Origin of the sequence: Clostridium cellulovorans 743B (assembly GCF_000145275.1) — a bacterium.
In the GTDB taxonomy this organism is placed as follows: Bacteria; Bacillota; Clostridia; order Clostridiales; family Clostridiaceae; genus Clostridium_K; species Clostridium_K cellulovorans.
In genome coordinates, this window is sequence record NC_014393.1 from 1,032,558 (window position 1) to 1,050,592 (window position 18,035).

Below are 18,035 nucleotides of genomic sequence, written 5' to 3' on the forward strand. Positions count from 1 at the left end.
AAGTGAAAGAAAATCAGTACAAGTTAATATTGAAAGTAAAGGGACTTGAAAGAAAAGCAACCTCAAAGGTTATAGGCGACTTCTTTGGAGTAGAACCAAGGTATTTAGGAGCACCAAGCTTTAACTTTGAAATCCAAACACAAAAGGGGGAAACCTTTATAGTTGATAGGAATGGAGCAATTATTACACCAACTTATGAAATTGAAGAAACTTCAGAGGTAATAGAACTCTATTCCAAAATAGCTGAGGCAGGTGCAGAAAGTATAGAGATTGAGATAAAGCTATCAATGAATGGGCATAGAGGAATTTCACTTAAGAACCTTATAAATATTATTTCAAGTAAGCAAAGTCTTATTAAAAAAGCTCTTGGCATAGAGCGAAATATTGTAGAACAAGATTTCATTGAAGGGATTAACAATGTTAGGTTAATAGAAATTGAAGATTTTAAAAGGAGTGCATTAGAAATTGGCGTGGATAAATGCGAAGGGATAAGCTTTGATTTTGAAGAGGAAGCTATAGGTTTTAAGTTCTTTAAAGAAAAAGCAGAGCCACAGGATTTATTTGCATACCTTCAATTAACACAAGCCTTAAATGATAATGCAAAAACATTAAGACATTCTTCACCCAAAACAACTGAAACCAATAATGAAAAATATACCTTCAGAACTTGGCTTCTAAGGCTCGGATTCATAGGCAATAGGTATAAAGAGTCGAGGAGCCAATTATTAAGGCACTTAAGCGGAAACAGCGCCTTTAGAAGCCCAACAAACGCATAGATATAGAAGCATTGACTGCAATAATTGCGGTCTTTTTTCTTTGTTTTTATCTTATGTATTTACTTTTACTAGCTCAAGGCTATAAAGATTGGAAGTTTTCAATTAAATCACCAAAGAAAGCTAAGAATTTAGAGTAATAGTTTTAGATATTTGAAAGGGCCTTAGAGCTCTTTTTTTATGGAAAATAAGGATGACATACATCCAACAATAGCTATAGATTTAGAATGAAGATAGTGGAAAAATGATATTTAATAAGTAGAAGTATTCTTAAAAGAGCCTGTTCTATATTCCGTATATATAAATAGAAAGTAAACAACTTTTATTTATGTACAGATGAGTTATAGAGTGGCTCTTTTTTTCTTTTATGGAGGGAGAGCAATGACAAGTAATCAAAAGGAAGAAATAAAAAAGATGCGGCAAGATGGAAATAGCTATTCTAAAATTGCATTAATCCTTGGCATATCTGAAAACACAATAAAATCTTACTGTAGACGTAATAATTTAGGCATCAATAAAGTTGTCAAACCAGATAAGGAAGAAGAACTCTATACAGTGTGTAAGAATTGTAGCAAGCCATTAGAACAAGGAACGAAAGGTCATCGTAAGAAGTTCTGTTCAGATATTTGTCGTAGGTCATGGTGGAGAGATAATGAAGCCCTATATAATAAAAAGGCTTTTTATAAATTAAAGTGTTTAGCCTGTGGAAAGGAATTTGAAAGCTATGGTAATAAGGATCGTAAATTTTGTGGTCATAGCTGTTATATAAATTATCGGTTTGGGAAATTGGAGGGTTGAAATGACTAAGGAGCAATTTGAATGTGAAAAAAATTATAGAGTTTCTATCGCTATTGCTAAGGTTATGCTTTCTAGAAAATTAATAAATGAAAAAGACTATAGTAAAATCGACACTATGCTGATAAAGAAATATAAGCCTATTGTCGGTGGATTATAGCTCTTATTAACTTGATTTGTATCAACATTAGAGTTAACATTGGTAGCTGAAGGGAGTGATATCATGACAAGAAACATAAGAAAAATAGAGCCTTTAACACAAAAGATGCCTAGAAAAAAACGTGTAGCTGCTTATGCAAGGGTATCAAGTGGTAAGGATGCAATGCTTCATTCACTTTCAGCACAGGTCAGCTATTATAGTGATTTAATACAAAAGCATGTTGGATGGGAATATGCAGGAGTTTTTGCAGATGAAGCACTTACTGGAACAAAGGAGATTAGACCAGAGTTTCAAAGACTCTTAAATGAATGTAGAAATGGTAAGATTGATATGGTAATTACAAAATCCATATCTAGATTGGCAAGGAATACTGTTACAATGCTTGAAACAGTAAGAGAACTAAAAAGCTTAAATATTGATGTGTATTTTGAAAAAGAAAATATTCACAGTCTTAGCGGGGATGGAGAGCTGATGCTTACTATCCTCGTTTCTTTTGCTCAAGAGGAAAGTCGGTCAGTTAGTGAAAATTGCAAATGGCGAATAAGAAAAGGCTTTGAAGCTGGTGAGCTTATAAATTTAAGGTTTATGTATGGATATCATATTAAAAAAGGAAAAATTGAAATTAATGAATCAGAGGCAGAAATTGTCCGTATGATTTTTAATGATTATATAGATGGAATAGGATGTACTCTTATAGCTAAGAAATTAAGAGAGATGAACGTACCTAAAATAAAAGGTGGCATTTGGAATTCAGAGAGAGTTGTAAATATTATAAAAAATGAGAAGTATGCAGGTAATGCCTTGCTTCAGAAAAAATATGTAAAGGATCATTTAACAAAGACTTTAGTGATAAACAAAGGAAATCTTCCAATGTATTATGCCGAAGGAACTCATCCAGCAATTATAAATATAGAAACTTTTCAAATGGCACAGGAGATTATGAGTAAAAATGTTGAAAAGTATATACGTGATAATACTAGAGTAAAATATCCTTTCACTAGCAAAATTATATGTGGAATATGTGGAAAAAACTATAGGCATAAGAATACAAGAGGAAGAATTTCATGGAATTGTTCTACTCATTTAAAATACGGAAAGGATAGTTGTCCTTCAAAGCAAATACCTGAGGAGATTTTAATAGCGGTAACAACAGCAGTTTTAGGATTAAAGGAATTTGATGAGGATATATTTCAAGAAAAGATAAAGGAAATACAAGTACCAGAGCAGAATACATTGGTTTTTGTTTTTATGGATGGAACTACATTAAAAAAGGAATGGAATTATAAATCACGTAGCGAAGGTTGGAGTATTGAGGCTAGGGAAAAGGCAAGAGAAAGAAGCCTTAAAAATATAGAGGGGAGGAATTAGCTTTGGCAATAGCAAGAGCAGTAACAGTAATACCAGCAATAGTTGGACGATTTACACCAACAACTTCAGGAGTGGTTACCATGAAAAAGGTAGCCGCTTATGCTAGGGTTTCTACAGATAATGATGAACAGCTTTCAAGTTTTGAGGCTCAAATGGATTATTACGCAAGGTACATTAAATCAAACACTGAGTGGTCTTTTGTTGAGGTATATACAGACGAGGGCATTTCAGCAACTAGTACAAAGAAACGTGATGGATTTAATAGAATGATTACAGATGCACTGAACGGAAAGATTGATCTTATAATAACAAAGTCCGTTAGCAGATTTGCGAGGAATACCGTAGATACCCTTACAACAGTAAGACAACTTAAAGAAAAAGGTGTTGAAGTATATTTCGAGAAAGAAAATATCTATACTTTGGATAGTAAGGGAGAATTACTAATTACGATAATGAGTTCCTTGGCACAGGAAGAAAGTAGGTCAATCAGTGAGAATGTAACTTGGGGACAGAGAAAAAGATTTGCAGATGGTAAAGTAAGCCTTCCATACAAACAATTTTTAGGCTATGAAAAGGGTGAAGATGGCTTACCTAAGATTGTAGAAAAAGAAGCTACAATTATAAGAACGATTTATAAACTGTTCCTTGAAGGAAAAACTCCATCAGCAATAGCAAAGCATTTAACTCTAAGCAAGATTCCAACACCAGGAGGAAAAGAAATTTGGCAAGCTAGTACGGTATCCAGTATTCTTAAAAACGAAAAGTATAAAGGGGATGCTATTCTTCAAAAGAGTTTCACCATTGACTTTCTAACAAAGAAAAAGAAAATTAATGAAGGAGAAATTCCACAGTATTATGTAGAAAATAGCCATCCTGCAATAATTACTCCTGAAGTGTTTGATTTAGTCCAGCATGAGATTAAAAAGCGGAAGGATGCAAAAGGATATAAAACAAGTAGTGGGTGCTTTTCAGGAAAAATTGTTTGTGGTAAATGTGGAAATTTCTACGGTAGCAAGGTATGGCATTCCACCAGTAAATACAGAAGAATTATTTGGCAGTGCAATTCTAAATTTAAAAATAATGAGAAGTGCGGGACACCACACCTTTATGAGGATAAGATAAAACAAGCTTTTGTTGAAGTATTTAATAGCGTAATTGAAAATAAGGAAGAAATCTTAGCAGGCTATGAAGGAATACTACAAGCCTTAACAGACACTACAAAGCTAGATAAGGAAAGTTTTAAGCTTCAAAGTGAGCTAGAAGTTGTTTCTGAAATGCTTAAAAAATGTGTTGAAGAAAATGCTCACAGTGCCTTGAATCAAGATGAATATGAAGAACGCTATAAAGCGTTAGCAGAAAGATATGAGAATATTAAAAAAGGTCTTGAAGAGATTGATGAAAAGAGACTAGAGAGAAGTGCTAAGCATGAAAGTATTACAGCTTTTATAAAAGAACTTGAGCAAAGAGAAGGTTTAATTACAGAGTTTGATGAGAACCTTTGGGCAGGTACTATTGAGAAAATAATAGTAAATACTGAAGAACAAATAACTTTTGTATTTAAGGATGGTATGGAGATAGAATGGAATATTTAAGGTATTAGTAAAACACCCACAAGGTTGGCTTAGGGACAAGCTGGCTTTGTGGGCGTTTTTGTTTTGGAATTGAGGGTCATATAAGTAAAATATAAGATTTTTTGTAGCATTATAGATGAATTTGATGAATTTAAATAATATAAAAAATGTGTAAAAACATGTATAATTATTATATTGAACTATTCATATTTCAAGGTAAATAGGAGTGATCAGTAAGGAGTTTTTAGCTTTATTCGATAATATGAAGGAAAAATCAGGAAAGATAATGCGTGCGAATGAATATAGAAAAAGTGTTAGAAAGTATACTCAAGATGGGGAAAAACATATTAAAAATTTCACAAAATATTGAATGATGTCTGAAAAAAATGATTGTGAATTATAGTAAACATCAACTTTAAGTGAGGTTATCATATATTGTAGAGGAGAGAATGCAATGGTAATAGCTTTTTTAGACTTATTAGGATTTAGTTGGCTTATGGAGTATGACTTAAAAGCAGCATATTATAATCTTGATCATTTTAACAGGATTATTAGTACAAAGATAATTGATGCAAAATGCTATCCAAAAGATAGTTGTTCTACAGTTATGCAGCAATTCGTTGAAAATACTTCGATTACATCTTTTAATAATATGGTAAGTATAAGTGATTCGTTGATTATTGGTTCAGATAATCCAGATATTTTTGTAAAGCAATTATGTAATTTAATATCATCAGCATTTATTGAATCAAATAAAGATTTTAGAATAGAGATTGAGGATATTAAACATGTAAAGGACGAACCAAATCTAAATAAAGAAACATGTACAGTTAAATGGGAAAAAGTATGCGCATTTCCACTTCTTTTTAGGGGAGGTATCTCTATAGGTGACGTTATATTTAGTAATGAAATGCAAATTATAAACAATGAAGCTAAAAGAAATGGGCTTAATGTTTGTGGAATACCTTATCTAGAAGCGACAAGGTTGGAGAAGAGTGGAAAGGGGCCTAGATTATTCTGCTCTCATGCTTTTGTAAATTCATTGAGTTTAGAGAGCAAAAAAGTAATAAAGTATGTTGGAAAGATTAGAGATGAAGATGTTTATGAAATAGTATGGACTTATTATGCGTTTGAAGCAATGGATAATTGGGACGATAAAATTATAAATATTGAAAGGTGTTTAAACACAACGCTACTTCCGCCAGCTATTAATCTATATAACTATTTCAAAGATGATGAAATCAATAATTTACACTATTTTGAATTGTTAAAATTAATTTTTATTGGAGCGATTAAATATTCTAGGGATAATATAGGAGAAGAATCGAAGACGATAGAAATTTTAAAATTGAAAATGAAGGAATCTAATTTACCTGAAGAATTATTTGATATTAGTGGGTTTGTGGAATAATAGAATTGAGTAGTTAAGGTATTAGTAAAACACCAATAAGGTTGGATTAGAAAGAAGCCAGCTTTGTAGGTGTTTTTTCGGGTAAGGAAGTTCGAATTGATAATACCTAATTTGGAGGAAATTATTAATGGAGAGACATATTGGTTTATGGAGAAAAGAAGGTAGTAATGATGCAGAGGTTGCTGAATTAATTATAGATGGTAATCAGATTGAATTCTATAGTCGAGTTTATGGGGAAGGTCCTCGATGTGCATTTATCGGGGGTGACAATGACAAAACCTATAAAGTATTTACAAATGGTTCAAGTAAATATGGAAAAAATAGGACATTGGAAAACGTTGCAAGTTATAAAACACAGTATGTTCTACAGCAGAATTACAAATATAAACCTGGAATTAGTATAGAGGGCATTACTACGTGTTCATTTTTTATTCCAGAGCTTATTGATTGGAATGATTTAGAAACAGTTGAATGGGGAGTTACAGAAAGTCAAGAGTTGATAGCAGCAGAGACAAAACTCCCCAATATTATATTAAAGAAAGAAAATCCATGTATAGAAATATATTTTGAAGTAAAACATTCTTTATTCGATCCAAATATTGATGACAGAACAACATTTGTAATAGAAAATCGTCCAAGAATTCGTATAGCATATAAAGAACCTACTGAAGTTTCGCAAGTACATAATGATATACGAGGTATCATGCAATTTTTTGGACTAATGATTGGACATGTAACCGATGCTATAGATATAAGATTAGATATAAGTGAAGAAGAATTAAAAAGTTGCTTATATATAAATGGGGATTTTTCTTACAATATGAGAACATTAGGAACTATGGACAAGCCGCGGACAAAACTCAGTAAGATTAATAATAATATAAATAGTTATTTTGAATGCTGGTATGATTTTTACAATGACCATAAATTTGAATTAATTCGTACAATGTATTTTATGGGGAATAGAAGAAAAGACATTTATGCTGAAGATATATTAGTTCAGTATGTTAAAATATTGGAAGGGTATCATTTGCGTATTACGGAAGAAGAACAGGTCGCAAGTACAATTGAAAAAGATATTAAGAATATGATATTTACTGATGACGGAAAGAGGTTATTTACACCTATTTTTGAAAAAGCAGAATGGAGTTTTAATACAAAGCATGCAAAAGCAGTTGCGACTTGGATTGCAGGTGGATTTTTGGGGAAAGTTGGGCTTGCTGAAAGGTTAAAATTGTTAGATGATGAGTATTTTAATATAATCGCTAATAACGCTATAGACATAATAAAGCTTGAACATAGGGATAATGCATCAGAAATTGAAGATAATGAACAAGAAATAAAATCAAAATTCTATAGAAAAATTGTCGCGACTCGTAATTATTATTCACATTACAAGCTTAATAAAGATAATGTTTTAAATTTTATTCAAATGTGTAAAACCATAAACGTACTTAAAGCACTAATACTTATGATTCTATACTCACATATGGGAATGAAATTAGATGATGCTAGAAAAATTGTAATAGAAGATTCAGAATTGCGTTTTGAAACAAAGTGTTTAATAAGAAAAGGTGAAAGACCAGATAAGATTTAATGTAAGCATCGGAACTTTAGAAAATGAATATAATGAAGTTGAATCTTCAGTAATTTTTGACACTCGCAATTTAGAAGAAGGGAAACTAGCGTTTATAAAAAGCATAGAAGATAATGTACTTGAAATTACGCTTTAATGAGGTTATGGATTTACTGATAGTTCCTTTAGTGATTTTCAAGTTAGATATAGAAGTATTGAGGTTTTTCTATATCTGTAAATAAAGTTATATAGAGAGAAGAGGAAAATTATCGTGCTAAACTTACTGCATATTTCTGATTTGCATTTTGGATTTGATAAAGATACTACACAGAAATCATTACGAGACAACTTTTTAAATGACTTTTTTAACTATTTGAGAGAAATTGCTAATGACAAACCTTTTGATTATGTCTTCATTACAGGTGACATAGGATATTCTGCGAAAGAAAGTGATTATGATGAAGCTAGAATTTGGATTAAAAAATTACTGGAATGTGTAAATCTTAAGGTTTGTAATCTGTACATTTGTCCAGGTAACCATGATGTTGATAGGAATTATTTGGATGATAAGGAATTTCCGCAAGAACAATTACGTGCTAATAAACTACTTAAAGTTGAACGTTTGCAAAATTTAAAAGAAGGTTTTATAAATTATTCTAATTTTTGTAGGAGATTAGGGGTGGAAACTTATTTAATTGATAATAATGAAAATTATCTAATTGGTGTTCATAAAACTAGTAATTTAAATATTATAGGTGTTAATACTTCATGGTTAGCAAAATCAGATGAAGTTGAAGATCAAATGTGGGTAGGAGCTAATTTTTTACAAGTAATTAAATCTCAAAACAGTCTTAATCCGAACCTAATGACTATAACGATATTCCATCATCCGAAAGAATTTTGGAATAGTAATGAAAGGTCTACATACTATGATACCAAAAACACTTATGATTTAGCGTGTAAACTTTCTGATATGGTGTTATTTGGACATACTCATGAATTAACCAAAAAGCCTGATAGATGGGATACCCCATTTATCTGTGGAACTGGTGCAGTTTATGATAAAAATACATATAGCTACAATTTTAAGACTTATGAAATTGATGAACATCAGAAGACAGTTGTACAGGTGTGTGAACATAGATTTGATTCAAATTCTTGGGGAAAAGTGACTACATTAAGAAATAATTATTACGATATAGAGAAAAATAGTAAAACACAAACAATAACTTTTTTTGAAGATAACAATGATTTTATTTCAGATATTAAAAAGTATAGCAAGAAAGTTGAATTCAATAAAGATATAGATGAGGATATTATTTCGTACTTTGAAAAGAGGTATTTAAATAATATTCGTGATAAGAGTAATTTTTTTGATACATTATGGAATAATACAATGAAAATCTTTGATAGAGAGTCTGGTTTATTACTATATAATGTTTTGCATAAATTCATTGCTCTAAACAAAGAGTTTTGTATAGAAAGATTCTCAAAAGATTCTAAAATATATTCAGAGAGTATTCAAATGAATGGTATAATTAATGATGACTTTAGTTATACACCTAAATATAAAAAATTTTCTAGAGCACTATATATCTTTTTTGATTATCCTGAGTTATATAATCTCTTAGAAGAGTCATTTAAAATTGAGTTTAAAATAAAATGTAAGGAAAACATTAATTATTTTCTTTTAGCTTATTACTGTAATGAAGGATTTGAGGCTCATTTGAAAGAATCTAGAAATTTATTAAAAAAGGTATCTCAAAAAGATACATATCGATATTGGCACGATTATACTAGATTTGACATAAACACATTTCTTATGCTATTTGAGAAAATGAAAATAAATGAAGTAAACCCGGAAATATACAACACGTTTATGTTCAGTACGATAATTAAAAGATCATACAACTATGATTGTAGTGAGACTATACTTAATAACTTAATACCAGCAGTCATTCCTAATTTTTCAGATAAAGATGTCGTTGAATTATTAAATGAATTTAATGCTAATTCTCAGTATCGAGAATTAGGTGGATATAATCATTATGATAAAAGTCATAATGATTTATGGTACTATTTAAAAGAGTATAAGGATATTATCATAAATAAAGTAGGAAGAGATTATATTTTGGATAATGCTAAAGAATCAAAAATATTTGAAAAGCTAAAAAACTTTTTATAATAAAGTTATATGGGTTCAGTTAAACATATATCAATATACGTTAATAAAAAATATCAATCAAGTGAAAAAATGTTAGTAATTGCTATTATTAAGGACAAGCGATATATAATGACGCTCAAACAATAATCATAAATAGAACAGATGCACATTTAAATTCTATTAGGCAACATGTACGCTTGATCCAGAAGGTAAAGAAAATTTTAAAATAGAAATCAGCAAGAAGATAATGTAAAGGGAGTGTAGATTATTTATATAGATGATAAAACAGTAATGGCGTATTTAAATACATTAAATGAACACAAAATGGCTAAAGATATATTTGTTCCTATCTTAAAAAAGATGGATTTAAAAGGAGTTAAATTTACAGGGGGGTCTGATGAACAAGGAATAGATATAGAATATTATGAACTTTCGAAGCCAGAAAGATTTAAACAATATGTTGGAATACAATTTAAAAAGGGTGATATAACTTATAGCGCTAGGGGAACTAATAATTCAATAAAAGAAATAAAAAATCAAGCTGAAGAAGCTTTTCAAAAGGAAATTTGCTCAGTTAATTCAGGTGAAGTTAATTATATTAGCCGTTTAATTGTTGCAACCACTGGAGAAATTAATGAAAATGCAAGGAAACTAATTAATAAAGCAAAGGTTAAGGGTGAAAATACTAGAATTACTTATTGGGACCAAGAACGTTTGGCAGAGTATATCAATGAACATTGGATTGATGAATTTATTAATTATTTTGGGATTAAGTTAGAGGAACAGCAAAATGAAGAAGAAAATAACGATGAGGATGAATACATTGTTAATGAAAATTATCTCAATGAAAATTATGAAAAGGAAGTAAAGAAGTGCAGAAAAGTTAAAAAGACAATGAATTCTTGGCAATGGGAAATAATAGAGGCTATGATAAACAACATATTCGATACTGATTATTCATCAATTAGTATGTCAGATCTGTTAATGGAACTAGAGTCGACAGAAGATAACATTAGGAATGAATTATTGAACCTTGTTCAGTTAAAATATATTAGTCTAGATGAAGGTGAAATCTACTTTGACGGAAATGCTAGTGATTTAAGCAAGCTCGCCCATATAATTATTGATGAGATGGTTGGAGCTGAAGAATTTGAAGGTAATGAAGAGTATGCTAAAAGCTTATTTTTTGAAATTATTAAATGAAAAATAGTTTAAGAATTATAGCCTTAGTTAAAGGAAAGGTATGGCAAATCAGCAACTTGTACTAGGTGGAGGTGCACAATTTAGCAGTAATCACATGCTTTTTAGCGGTAATAAACCTTTTATCAGAAATCCAATACTGCTAAATTGTATCAACATTTAAGTGATTAGACAATGAAGCTCACAATTATGTGGGCTTTTTACTTTTTTGATGTTTTTTTAATTATAATCCACGACTGCCTGTAGGTGGCTTAAATAGCTGCTTACAGGCGGTTGTATTTTTTGAAGGGCAAGGGTAGCATCAAAAATGTACCCTATATTTAAAGGTACATTCTTTAATTAATATACTGCTTCATGAATTATATAGAGTTGCTTTTTAGGTGCGACGAAATCTTTTATTTCATCACCTATGGGGATACAGGTTCAGTTGCTCTATTCCAGCCTACAGGAACAAATTTTGGTGTAATTATATTATATTTGCCATAGATTCGAATATTTATTACAACGATGTGGAATCGAGCACCTACATTAAGAGTTGCTCCGCCGCCACCGGATAGAATGAATCTAACTCCATGTGCTTTAGCCATTTGGAAATCATGAATGTGACCTATAAGAACTTTAGAGACTTTATTCTTTACTATTTTATAAAAGTCTTTTCTTCCTCTTCCATTTGGGAAGGCATCATCTCCAACCCAATCAAGCTCTGGTTCTCTTGGTGGAACATGCATAGTGACAAAAACATTCCTAGAGCATCTAATATCTGGTAAACTGTTGTCCAAGAATTCAAGTTCATTTTCTGTCAGACCATATTCCTTATAAATATAATGATATAAAGAATTAAGCCCAACTAACCTGAGTCTGAATTCGGGCAAATCAATAGACCAATGAATATCTTCTGGACCAATAATCTTTTTGTAGTTATCTAGGGAGAGTGTAGTACCTAATCTTGCGGAATCATGATTACCTGGAACCATGAAAAAGGGCACGCTGTCACCATTTTTATCTTTATTTAAACTTTTGATTTTTTCAACTAAGAAATTAAGGTTATCTTCGGTACCAGTGAAGGCACCATCACCACCATAGGCAAAAAGTAAGGGATTAAAATCCATTGCTCTTTGCATAGCTACTTCAAAAATATTATTGCTTACAAATCGTACATCGCTTCCTATATTGCGTTGAACCCAGCTGTCACCCCAAAATACTATATTATAATTATTAGGATTCCGCTTGCTTTTGATAGCCTGCAGATCCGCAAATGACTGATCAAAGAGAGTCATAATCATCCCTCCATAATAATAAAAGATATTGTATCTTTGTTAGCATAATACTTAAGGATGTAAAGATGTGTTACAAAAGAAGAAGGGCGTTCATATATTGAGGACAAATTAAACTAATTGATTTAAGGACATATTATAAATAGTTGCTTTAATTAGGCATACATTATAAAAAAAGTGGTGATCAGTTTGAACATAATTATATGTGAAGATAATAAAGAATATATAAAACAAATTTCTAAAGTAGTAAAACTTGTATTTGAAGAAAGTGGTTTGGAATGTAACATTAAAGCATTTAACATCTATGAAGAAGCAATAAAATATATTAAATCTTTAAATTCGTATGAAGATTGTCTTTATATCTTAGATATAGATTTAAAACAGGACAAAAATGGGTTATCCCTAGGAAGAGAAATAAGAAATATTGATGAATATAAAGGAGAAATAATATATGTTACTTCTTATGTTCATCAAATGCAAAGCGTATTTAAGTATAAGCTGAAGATATTAGATTTTATAGACAAAGGTTTTGATATGGAAAGCTCCATTAAAGAGGCACTTAATGTATATATTAAAATTTATAAAGATAAGATTGAAAATGAATCTTTAATATTTAAAGTTGGTGGGAATGTATTTATAATAAAGCCTTCAGATATTATTTGTATAGAAACTGATAAGAGCAAAAAGAAAGTTATTGTATATACAATAAAAAATGAAATAAGCGTAAATTTAACTTTAAAAGAAGTTCAAGAAAAGCTTTCAAATCAATTTGTACAAATTCATAGAAGTATAATTGTCAACAAAGAGCATATTAAAAAGATTGAATATATTAATGACGATTTATATGTAGTTCTTACTGGGGGTATGAAAGAGATTGTTTCTAAGAGAAGAGAAAAGGAGATAAAAGCATGTATTATACAATAGCAACAACATTAGCTCAAACTTATCTTATTTATACTTTTTCTGATAAAAAGATAAATATTAAACTGAAGGGTGTTTTTGCAATTATTGTTGTAATGCTTATTAAACCCAGGGGGATGCTGTTTTTGGCAGACAACCTTTTGTCTTTTATATTTGTATGGTTTTGCAATTATATTATAGCTTATTTCTGTATAGGGAAGAATTTTAGAAGAAACCTGCAACTCTCCTTTTTTGTGGAGTTGATTACTCTCATGTCCTATTACATGAGTTCAGGTATAGTACTTATTCTAGGGTATAACATAACTATAACAGATATATTTAATTTTAATATTTTGATACATCCTATTGATTATAGTTTTATATTAATTTATTTGGTCATTTTATTAGCTTTCGGATTATTCAGGAGATATATTCCTTTGACTTTTCCAGAGGATAATGTTGATAGGCGAAATTTTAATGGTATATATATAATTATTCTTATCAATGTATTAATAAAAATAATTAATGATTTAAATATAAACTACGGAATTAAATTAATCTCATTTGTTTCTATAAACTTCTTTATCTTAATGTTTTATATTATAAATAATAAACTAGACATTAAAAATATAAAAGACGAATTGGAACTAAATGAAAAAGAAAAGAAAATTAAGGAATTAACTTTATACATAGAGACTATAGAAGAGTTAGTGGAAAAGTATAGAGAATTTAAACATGATTATAAAAACATAGTTATAGGTATGGGAATAGATAGTTTAAAAGAGAATGATTTATTAGATAAATTAAGTATGGAAGTAGTGGGAGATAAAAGTTATGATGCTTTCCTAAATTTAAAAGATATAAATTATATCCCTCTAAAATCTATTCTTTCATATTATATAATGTTAAGCATTAAGGAAGATGTAAAAGTAAGTTTAGTGGCTATAGGAGAAATAAAAGAATGCCATATTTCTGAAGTGGAGTTTTCTAGGGTAATGGGAATAATATTAGAAAATGCATTAGAGGAAACATTAAGATGTGATGATAAAAAGTTAGAAGTTTATGTGGAAGCGATCAATAGTGATTTAAATATTACAGTAGCAAATACTTTTAAAAGAGAAGAGTTAAATGTGGATAAGATTTATAACAAGGGTTATTCTACTAAAGGTGAAAATAGGGGATTAGGTCTATATATACTAAAATCTATAGTTGATAAAAATTTTAATATGACTCTGAATACATTCATAAATGAGGGAATGTTCACACAAGATTTATATATTTTTTCTGCTAAGAAGAAGTTAAAAGGAAATTAGTACTTTTAACTTCTTCTTACGTTTAGAATAAAAAAAATACTCTTAACGTAATTGTAGATAGCACTGAAGGAGTAAGGAGATACGTTGGAATAAATACTATTTTAACTTTTTATTAATAGTTGTAATATGTAATTGTTCACAAACTCAAAATCAATTATACATTTTAGTGGTGAACAAATTCTTAAAGTCATGACTAGTATTAATCATTCAACAACTTTACGCAATGTCAATGTAAAGGTTTTCTCGTTTTAGTAAGTAACAAATTAAAAAACGTTAGGAGGAAGACATATGACAAATTATAAAGGTAACGATCGTTTGTTATTTGGAATGATTCTTGGAGTTGCAACTTATTGGTTATTTGCAAGTGCTATAACAGCAGGGGTACCACCACTTACTAATGATTTAGGAATTTCAAGTTCTATTGTTAGTACTGCAGTCAGTATTACTGCATTAATTTGTGGGGTTAGTATTGTAACAGCAGGAAGTATAGCTGATAGAATAGGAAGAGTCAAGATGACTCAAATTGGATTTGTATTAAGTATAATTGGCTCTATACTATGTGCAACAGCACAAGGATCTATATTTCTTATTTTAGGACGTGTTATCCAAGGTTTATCAGGTGCATTCATAATGCCTTCAACTTTAGCACTTATAAATGCTTATTATAAAGATGAAGCTCGTCCTCGTGCTCTAAGTTTTTGGTCTTTAGCTTCTTGGGGTGGCAGTGGTGTTGCTAACTTCTTTGGGGGTGCAGTAGTATCAGCTTTAGGTTGGCGCTGGTTATTTTGGCTTACTGTTCCTGTAGCGTTACTTGGTATGTTTTTAATAAATGGTACTCCAGAAAGTAAAGTTACTATTGGAGAAAAACGAAGAATTGATTATTTTGGAATTATTACTTTGGTTTTATCATTACTTTCGTTAAATCTAGTGGTTACTCGTGGAAGACAACTTGGGTGGACAAGTCCGATTATTCTTTCATTAATAGTTGCTTTTGTGATTTTATTTAGTATATTCCTAATTATAGAACGTAGAAATAAAGCACCATTAGTTGATTTATCACTATTTAGCAGCAAAGGATATAATGCAGCTGTAATTTCAAATTTCTTGCTTAATATGTGTGCTGGTTGCTTATTTATCTTAATGCCTTATGTTCAAACCACGCGTGGATTAAGTTCATTCCAAAGTGGACTGTTAACAATTAGCTATTTAGTTGCTATAGTTTCAACAATTCGTGTAGGAGAAAAAGTTATGCTTAGAACAGGAGCACGTTTGCCGATGGCTATAGGTACATTAATGGCTGCTTCAGGGATTTTCTTAATGACGTTAACTTTTTTACCAAATGTTGCTTACTTTACAGCTGTTGTAGTTGGCCTTGCTATTATGGGAACAGGGTTTGGATTTTATGCTACTCCATCTACAAATACTGCAGTTGGAAATGCTCCAGCAGAAAAAGCAGGATCTGCATCAGGTATTTATAAGATGGCAAGTTCTTTAGGAGGTAGCTTTGGTGTAGCCATTTCTGGAGCAGTATCAACAGCTATTATTATGAGTGACAAAACAGCTCAAAATTTATCAGCTGGCTGGGGACTGGGAGTTAGTGTAATTGCAGGAACTATATCACTAATGGCTGTATTATCACTTGTACCTAAAAAACAACAAAAATGAAGAGAATAAAATATACGATGCTTAAATAGAGATATAATTAGAGTTGAGATAATAGCTTAGAAGAAAGATTAGCTTCAGGTAAAAGCTAAATGTATAGATGACATTTAACCAGAATCTGAAGCTAAAAAATCATTATTTTAAACTTTTAGTATTACTTGATTTTTAGAACTATAAATTAGGTGTAAATATTTATAAAAATGGAGTAGAAAGGAAGTTTTTATTATGTCAAATATATTAGATAAAGTTAAATTAATTGAAGAGTATATTATTGATTTTAGAAGAGATTTACACGAAAATCCTGAACTTAGTTGTAATGAGTTTAAAACTCAGGAAAAGATTATGAGGGAATTAGATAAGCTTGGAATACCATATAAAAAAGCAGGAAATACTTCTTTGATTGCAACATTAAAAGGTGGAAAAAGTGGTAAAACTGTAGCTTTAAGAGGAGACATAGATGCTCTTCCGATAAAAGAGGAAACAGATGTTGAATTCAAATCCAAAACTACTGGAGTAATGCACGCTTGTGGTCATGATGCTCACACTTCAATGCTTCTTGGGGCTGCAAAAATTCTATCTGAAATGAAGGATGAGATACCTGGTGAGGTTAGATTCTTCTTTCAAGAAGGTGAAGAAACATTCTCAGGTGCAAAAAAAATCATAGAAGCAGGCGGAATGGATGGAGTAGATGCTTGTCTTGGTATGCATGGAATGGCAGAGTTAGAGACAGGATATGTAAATATTGAACCAGGGTATAGAATGGCAGGTTGTGATACTATTTATGTTAAGTTTGAAGGAGTATCAGGACATGGATCAGTTCCACATCTAGCAAAGGATACTATCCATCCTGCATGTATCTTTGTTACAGATATTCAAGGAATAGTTACTAAAAATATTAATTCTCAAGATCCAATAGTGATGTCTGTAGGAAAGTTTATTGGAGGTACAAAGGCAAATATAGTTGCAAAATATACAGAAATTGATATTTCAATGAGATACTTTAGTCCACAAGTTAGAAAAATAGCTCATGATGCAATAAAGAGACATGCAAAAGCTATTGGAGATGCTTATGAGATTAAGGTTGATGTAAGAATAGAAGAAAGTGCCCTTAGTCTTTGCAATGATGCAGAATTAGCAGAACTAGCAGATAAATCTGCAATAAAAATCTTTGGAGAAGGCAAAAATAAAAATTTACCTAAATATATGGGATCAGAGGATATGCCATACTATTTTGAGCATGCTAAAGGGGTGTACGCATTTGTTGGATATAGAAATGAGGAAAAAAAAGCTATATACTTCCCACACCATGAGAAATTCAAGATTGATGAAGACTACATGAAATATGGTACGGCTTTGCATGTACAATTTGCTCTTGATTTTTTAAGTAAATAGTACGTGAAATATAAGTATCAATTAACTGATTTATAGTGCAATAAAAGCCATAAAAAAGAGTGGTTAAGGATTTTGGTTCCTTACCACTTTTTGACTACTAATGTTACTATATATAGATAGAGTTTTTATGACATACATTGACACTTACAAAATCACTGGAAATATTCATTTTGGAGGGAAAGTATGTTAATTTTATAGGGTGAAAAATAGGATTTTGCGTAAATTAATTTCTAAAGTATCCGAATCCGTTAGGATTCTATTTAATGAGTATTAACTTATTTACAATTTAGCCATCCAATGAAGTACAGTGGGCATAGCTAAATTCTCTTTGAAAAATCCCTAATAGGAATAAGATATGATATTTAAAAATTGTGGTCTGTCATAATTGGAAAATGGAAAGAAGCGTACTTGTTTTGTAAGTTTATATCGCATCTTTATTAGCAAGTGATAATTTGTGGAGTTTAAAGAGTGTGCCT

The 18,035-nt window shown here is 30.5% G+C and carries 15 protein-coding genes; 14 read left to right on the top strand and 1 reads right to left on the bottom strand.

The window, feature by feature from the left end:
- Positions 1-2: 2 nt before the first annotated feature.
- From CLOCEL_RS04255 to CLOCEL_RS04290, 10 genes are all read left to right on the top strand, one after another.
- Positions 3-776 (top strand): amidoligase family protein, encoded by a 774-nt coding sequence (locus tag CLOCEL_RS04255; RefSeq protein ID WP_010076548.1) that lies wholly within the window; start codon positions 3-5, stop codon positions 774-776.
- A 378-nt stretch (positions 777-1,154) separates the two neighbouring features.
- Positions 1,155-1,571: a helix-turn-helix transcriptional regulator gene (locus CLOCEL_RS04260; protein WP_010076547.1), complete on the top strand. Its 417-nt coding sequence runs from the start codon at positions 1,155-1,157 to the stop codon at positions 1,569-1,571.
- A 1-nt stretch (position 1,572) separates the two neighbouring features.
- Entirely contained in the window at positions 1,573-1,728 is a 156-nt protein-coding gene (locus CLOCEL_RS23035) for an SHOCT domain-containing protein (RefSeq protein ID WP_010073110.1), read from the top strand.
- Between the two features lie 63 nt (positions 1,729-1,791).
- Entirely contained in the window at positions 1,792-3,096 is a 1,305-nt protein-coding gene (locus CLOCEL_RS04265) for a recombinase family protein (RefSeq protein WP_013291621.1), read from the top strand.
- 2 nt (positions 3,097-3,098) lie between these two features.
- Positions 3,099-4,688 carry a recombinase family protein gene (locus CLOCEL_RS04270; protein ID WP_013291622.1) on the top strand — a complete coding sequence of 530 codons (1,590 nt, stop codon included), beginning with the start codon at positions 3,099-3,101 and terminating at the stop codon, positions 4,686-4,688.
- Between the two features lie 433 nt (positions 4,689-5,121).
- Positions 5,122-6,078 (top strand): hypothetical protein, encoded by a 957-nt coding sequence (locus CLOCEL_RS04275; protein WP_010076543.1) that lies wholly within the window; start codon positions 5,122-5,124, stop codon positions 6,076-6,078.
- 127 nt (positions 6,079-6,205) lie between these two features.
- Entirely contained in the window at positions 6,206-7,675 is a 1,470-nt protein-coding gene (locus CLOCEL_RS04280; protein ID WP_010076542.1) for an ApeA N-terminal domain 1-containing protein, read from the top strand.
- On the top strand, positions 7,653-7,811 hold the full coding sequence (locus tag CLOCEL_RS22700; protein ID WP_010076541.1) for a hypothetical protein: 159 nt from the start codon (positions 7,653-7,655) through the stop codon (positions 7,809-7,811). The genes CLOCEL_RS04280 and CLOCEL_RS22700 overlap by 23 nt, the downstream gene beginning before the upstream one ends.
- 114 nt (positions 7,812-7,925) lie before the next feature.
- Positions 7,926-9,839, top strand: a complete 1,914-nt coding sequence (locus CLOCEL_RS04285; protein WP_013291624.1) for a metallophosphoesterase family protein — start codon at positions 7,926-7,928, stop codon at positions 9,837-9,839.
- 270 nt (positions 9,840-10,109) lie between these two features.
- On the top strand, positions 10,110-11,021 hold the full coding sequence (locus CLOCEL_RS04290) for a hypothetical protein (protein WP_010076539.1): 912 nt from the start codon (positions 10,110-10,112) through the stop codon (positions 11,019-11,021).
- A gap of 404 nt (positions 11,022-11,425) precedes the next feature.
- Here CLOCEL_RS04290 and CLOCEL_RS04295 read toward each other — a convergent pair whose 3' ends face one another.
- Positions 11,426-12,295, bottom strand: a complete 870-nt coding sequence (locus CLOCEL_RS04295; protein WP_010076538.1) for a metallophosphoesterase family protein — start codon at positions 12,293-12,295, stop codon at positions 11,426-11,428.
- A gap of 177 nt (positions 12,296-12,472) precedes the next feature.
- Between CLOCEL_RS04295 and CLOCEL_RS04300 the strand changes: the two genes are divergently transcribed.
- The 4 genes from CLOCEL_RS04300 to CLOCEL_RS04315 all read left to right on the top strand — a co-directional run bounded on the left by CLOCEL_RS04300 (position 12,473) and on the right by CLOCEL_RS04315 (position 17,559).
- The gene (locus CLOCEL_RS04300) at positions 12,473-13,216 is read left to right on the top strand and encodes a LytR/AlgR family response regulator transcription factor (RefSeq protein ID WP_242655214.1); all 744 of its coding nucleotides are present in this window, start codon (positions 12,473-12,475) and stop codon (positions 13,214-13,216) included.
- A gap of 413 nt (positions 13,217-13,629) precedes the next feature.
- Positions 13,630-14,505 carry a GHKL domain-containing protein gene (locus tag CLOCEL_RS04305; RefSeq protein ID WP_242655215.1) on the top strand — a complete coding sequence of 292 codons (876 nt, stop codon included), beginning with the start codon at positions 13,630-13,632 and terminating at the stop codon, positions 14,503-14,505.
- A gap of 288 nt (positions 14,506-14,793) precedes the next feature.
- A complete protein-coding gene (locus tag CLOCEL_RS04310) occupies positions 14,794-16,170 on the top strand; it encodes an MFS transporter (RefSeq protein ID WP_010076535.1) in 1,377 nt (458 codons plus the stop codon).
- A gap of 222 nt (positions 16,171-16,392) precedes the next feature.
- Positions 16,393-17,559, top strand: a complete 1,167-nt coding sequence (locus CLOCEL_RS04315) for an amidohydrolase (protein ID WP_010076534.1) — start codon at positions 16,393-16,395, stop codon at positions 17,557-17,559.
- The last annotated feature ends 476 nt before the right edge of the window (positions 17,560-18,035 follow it).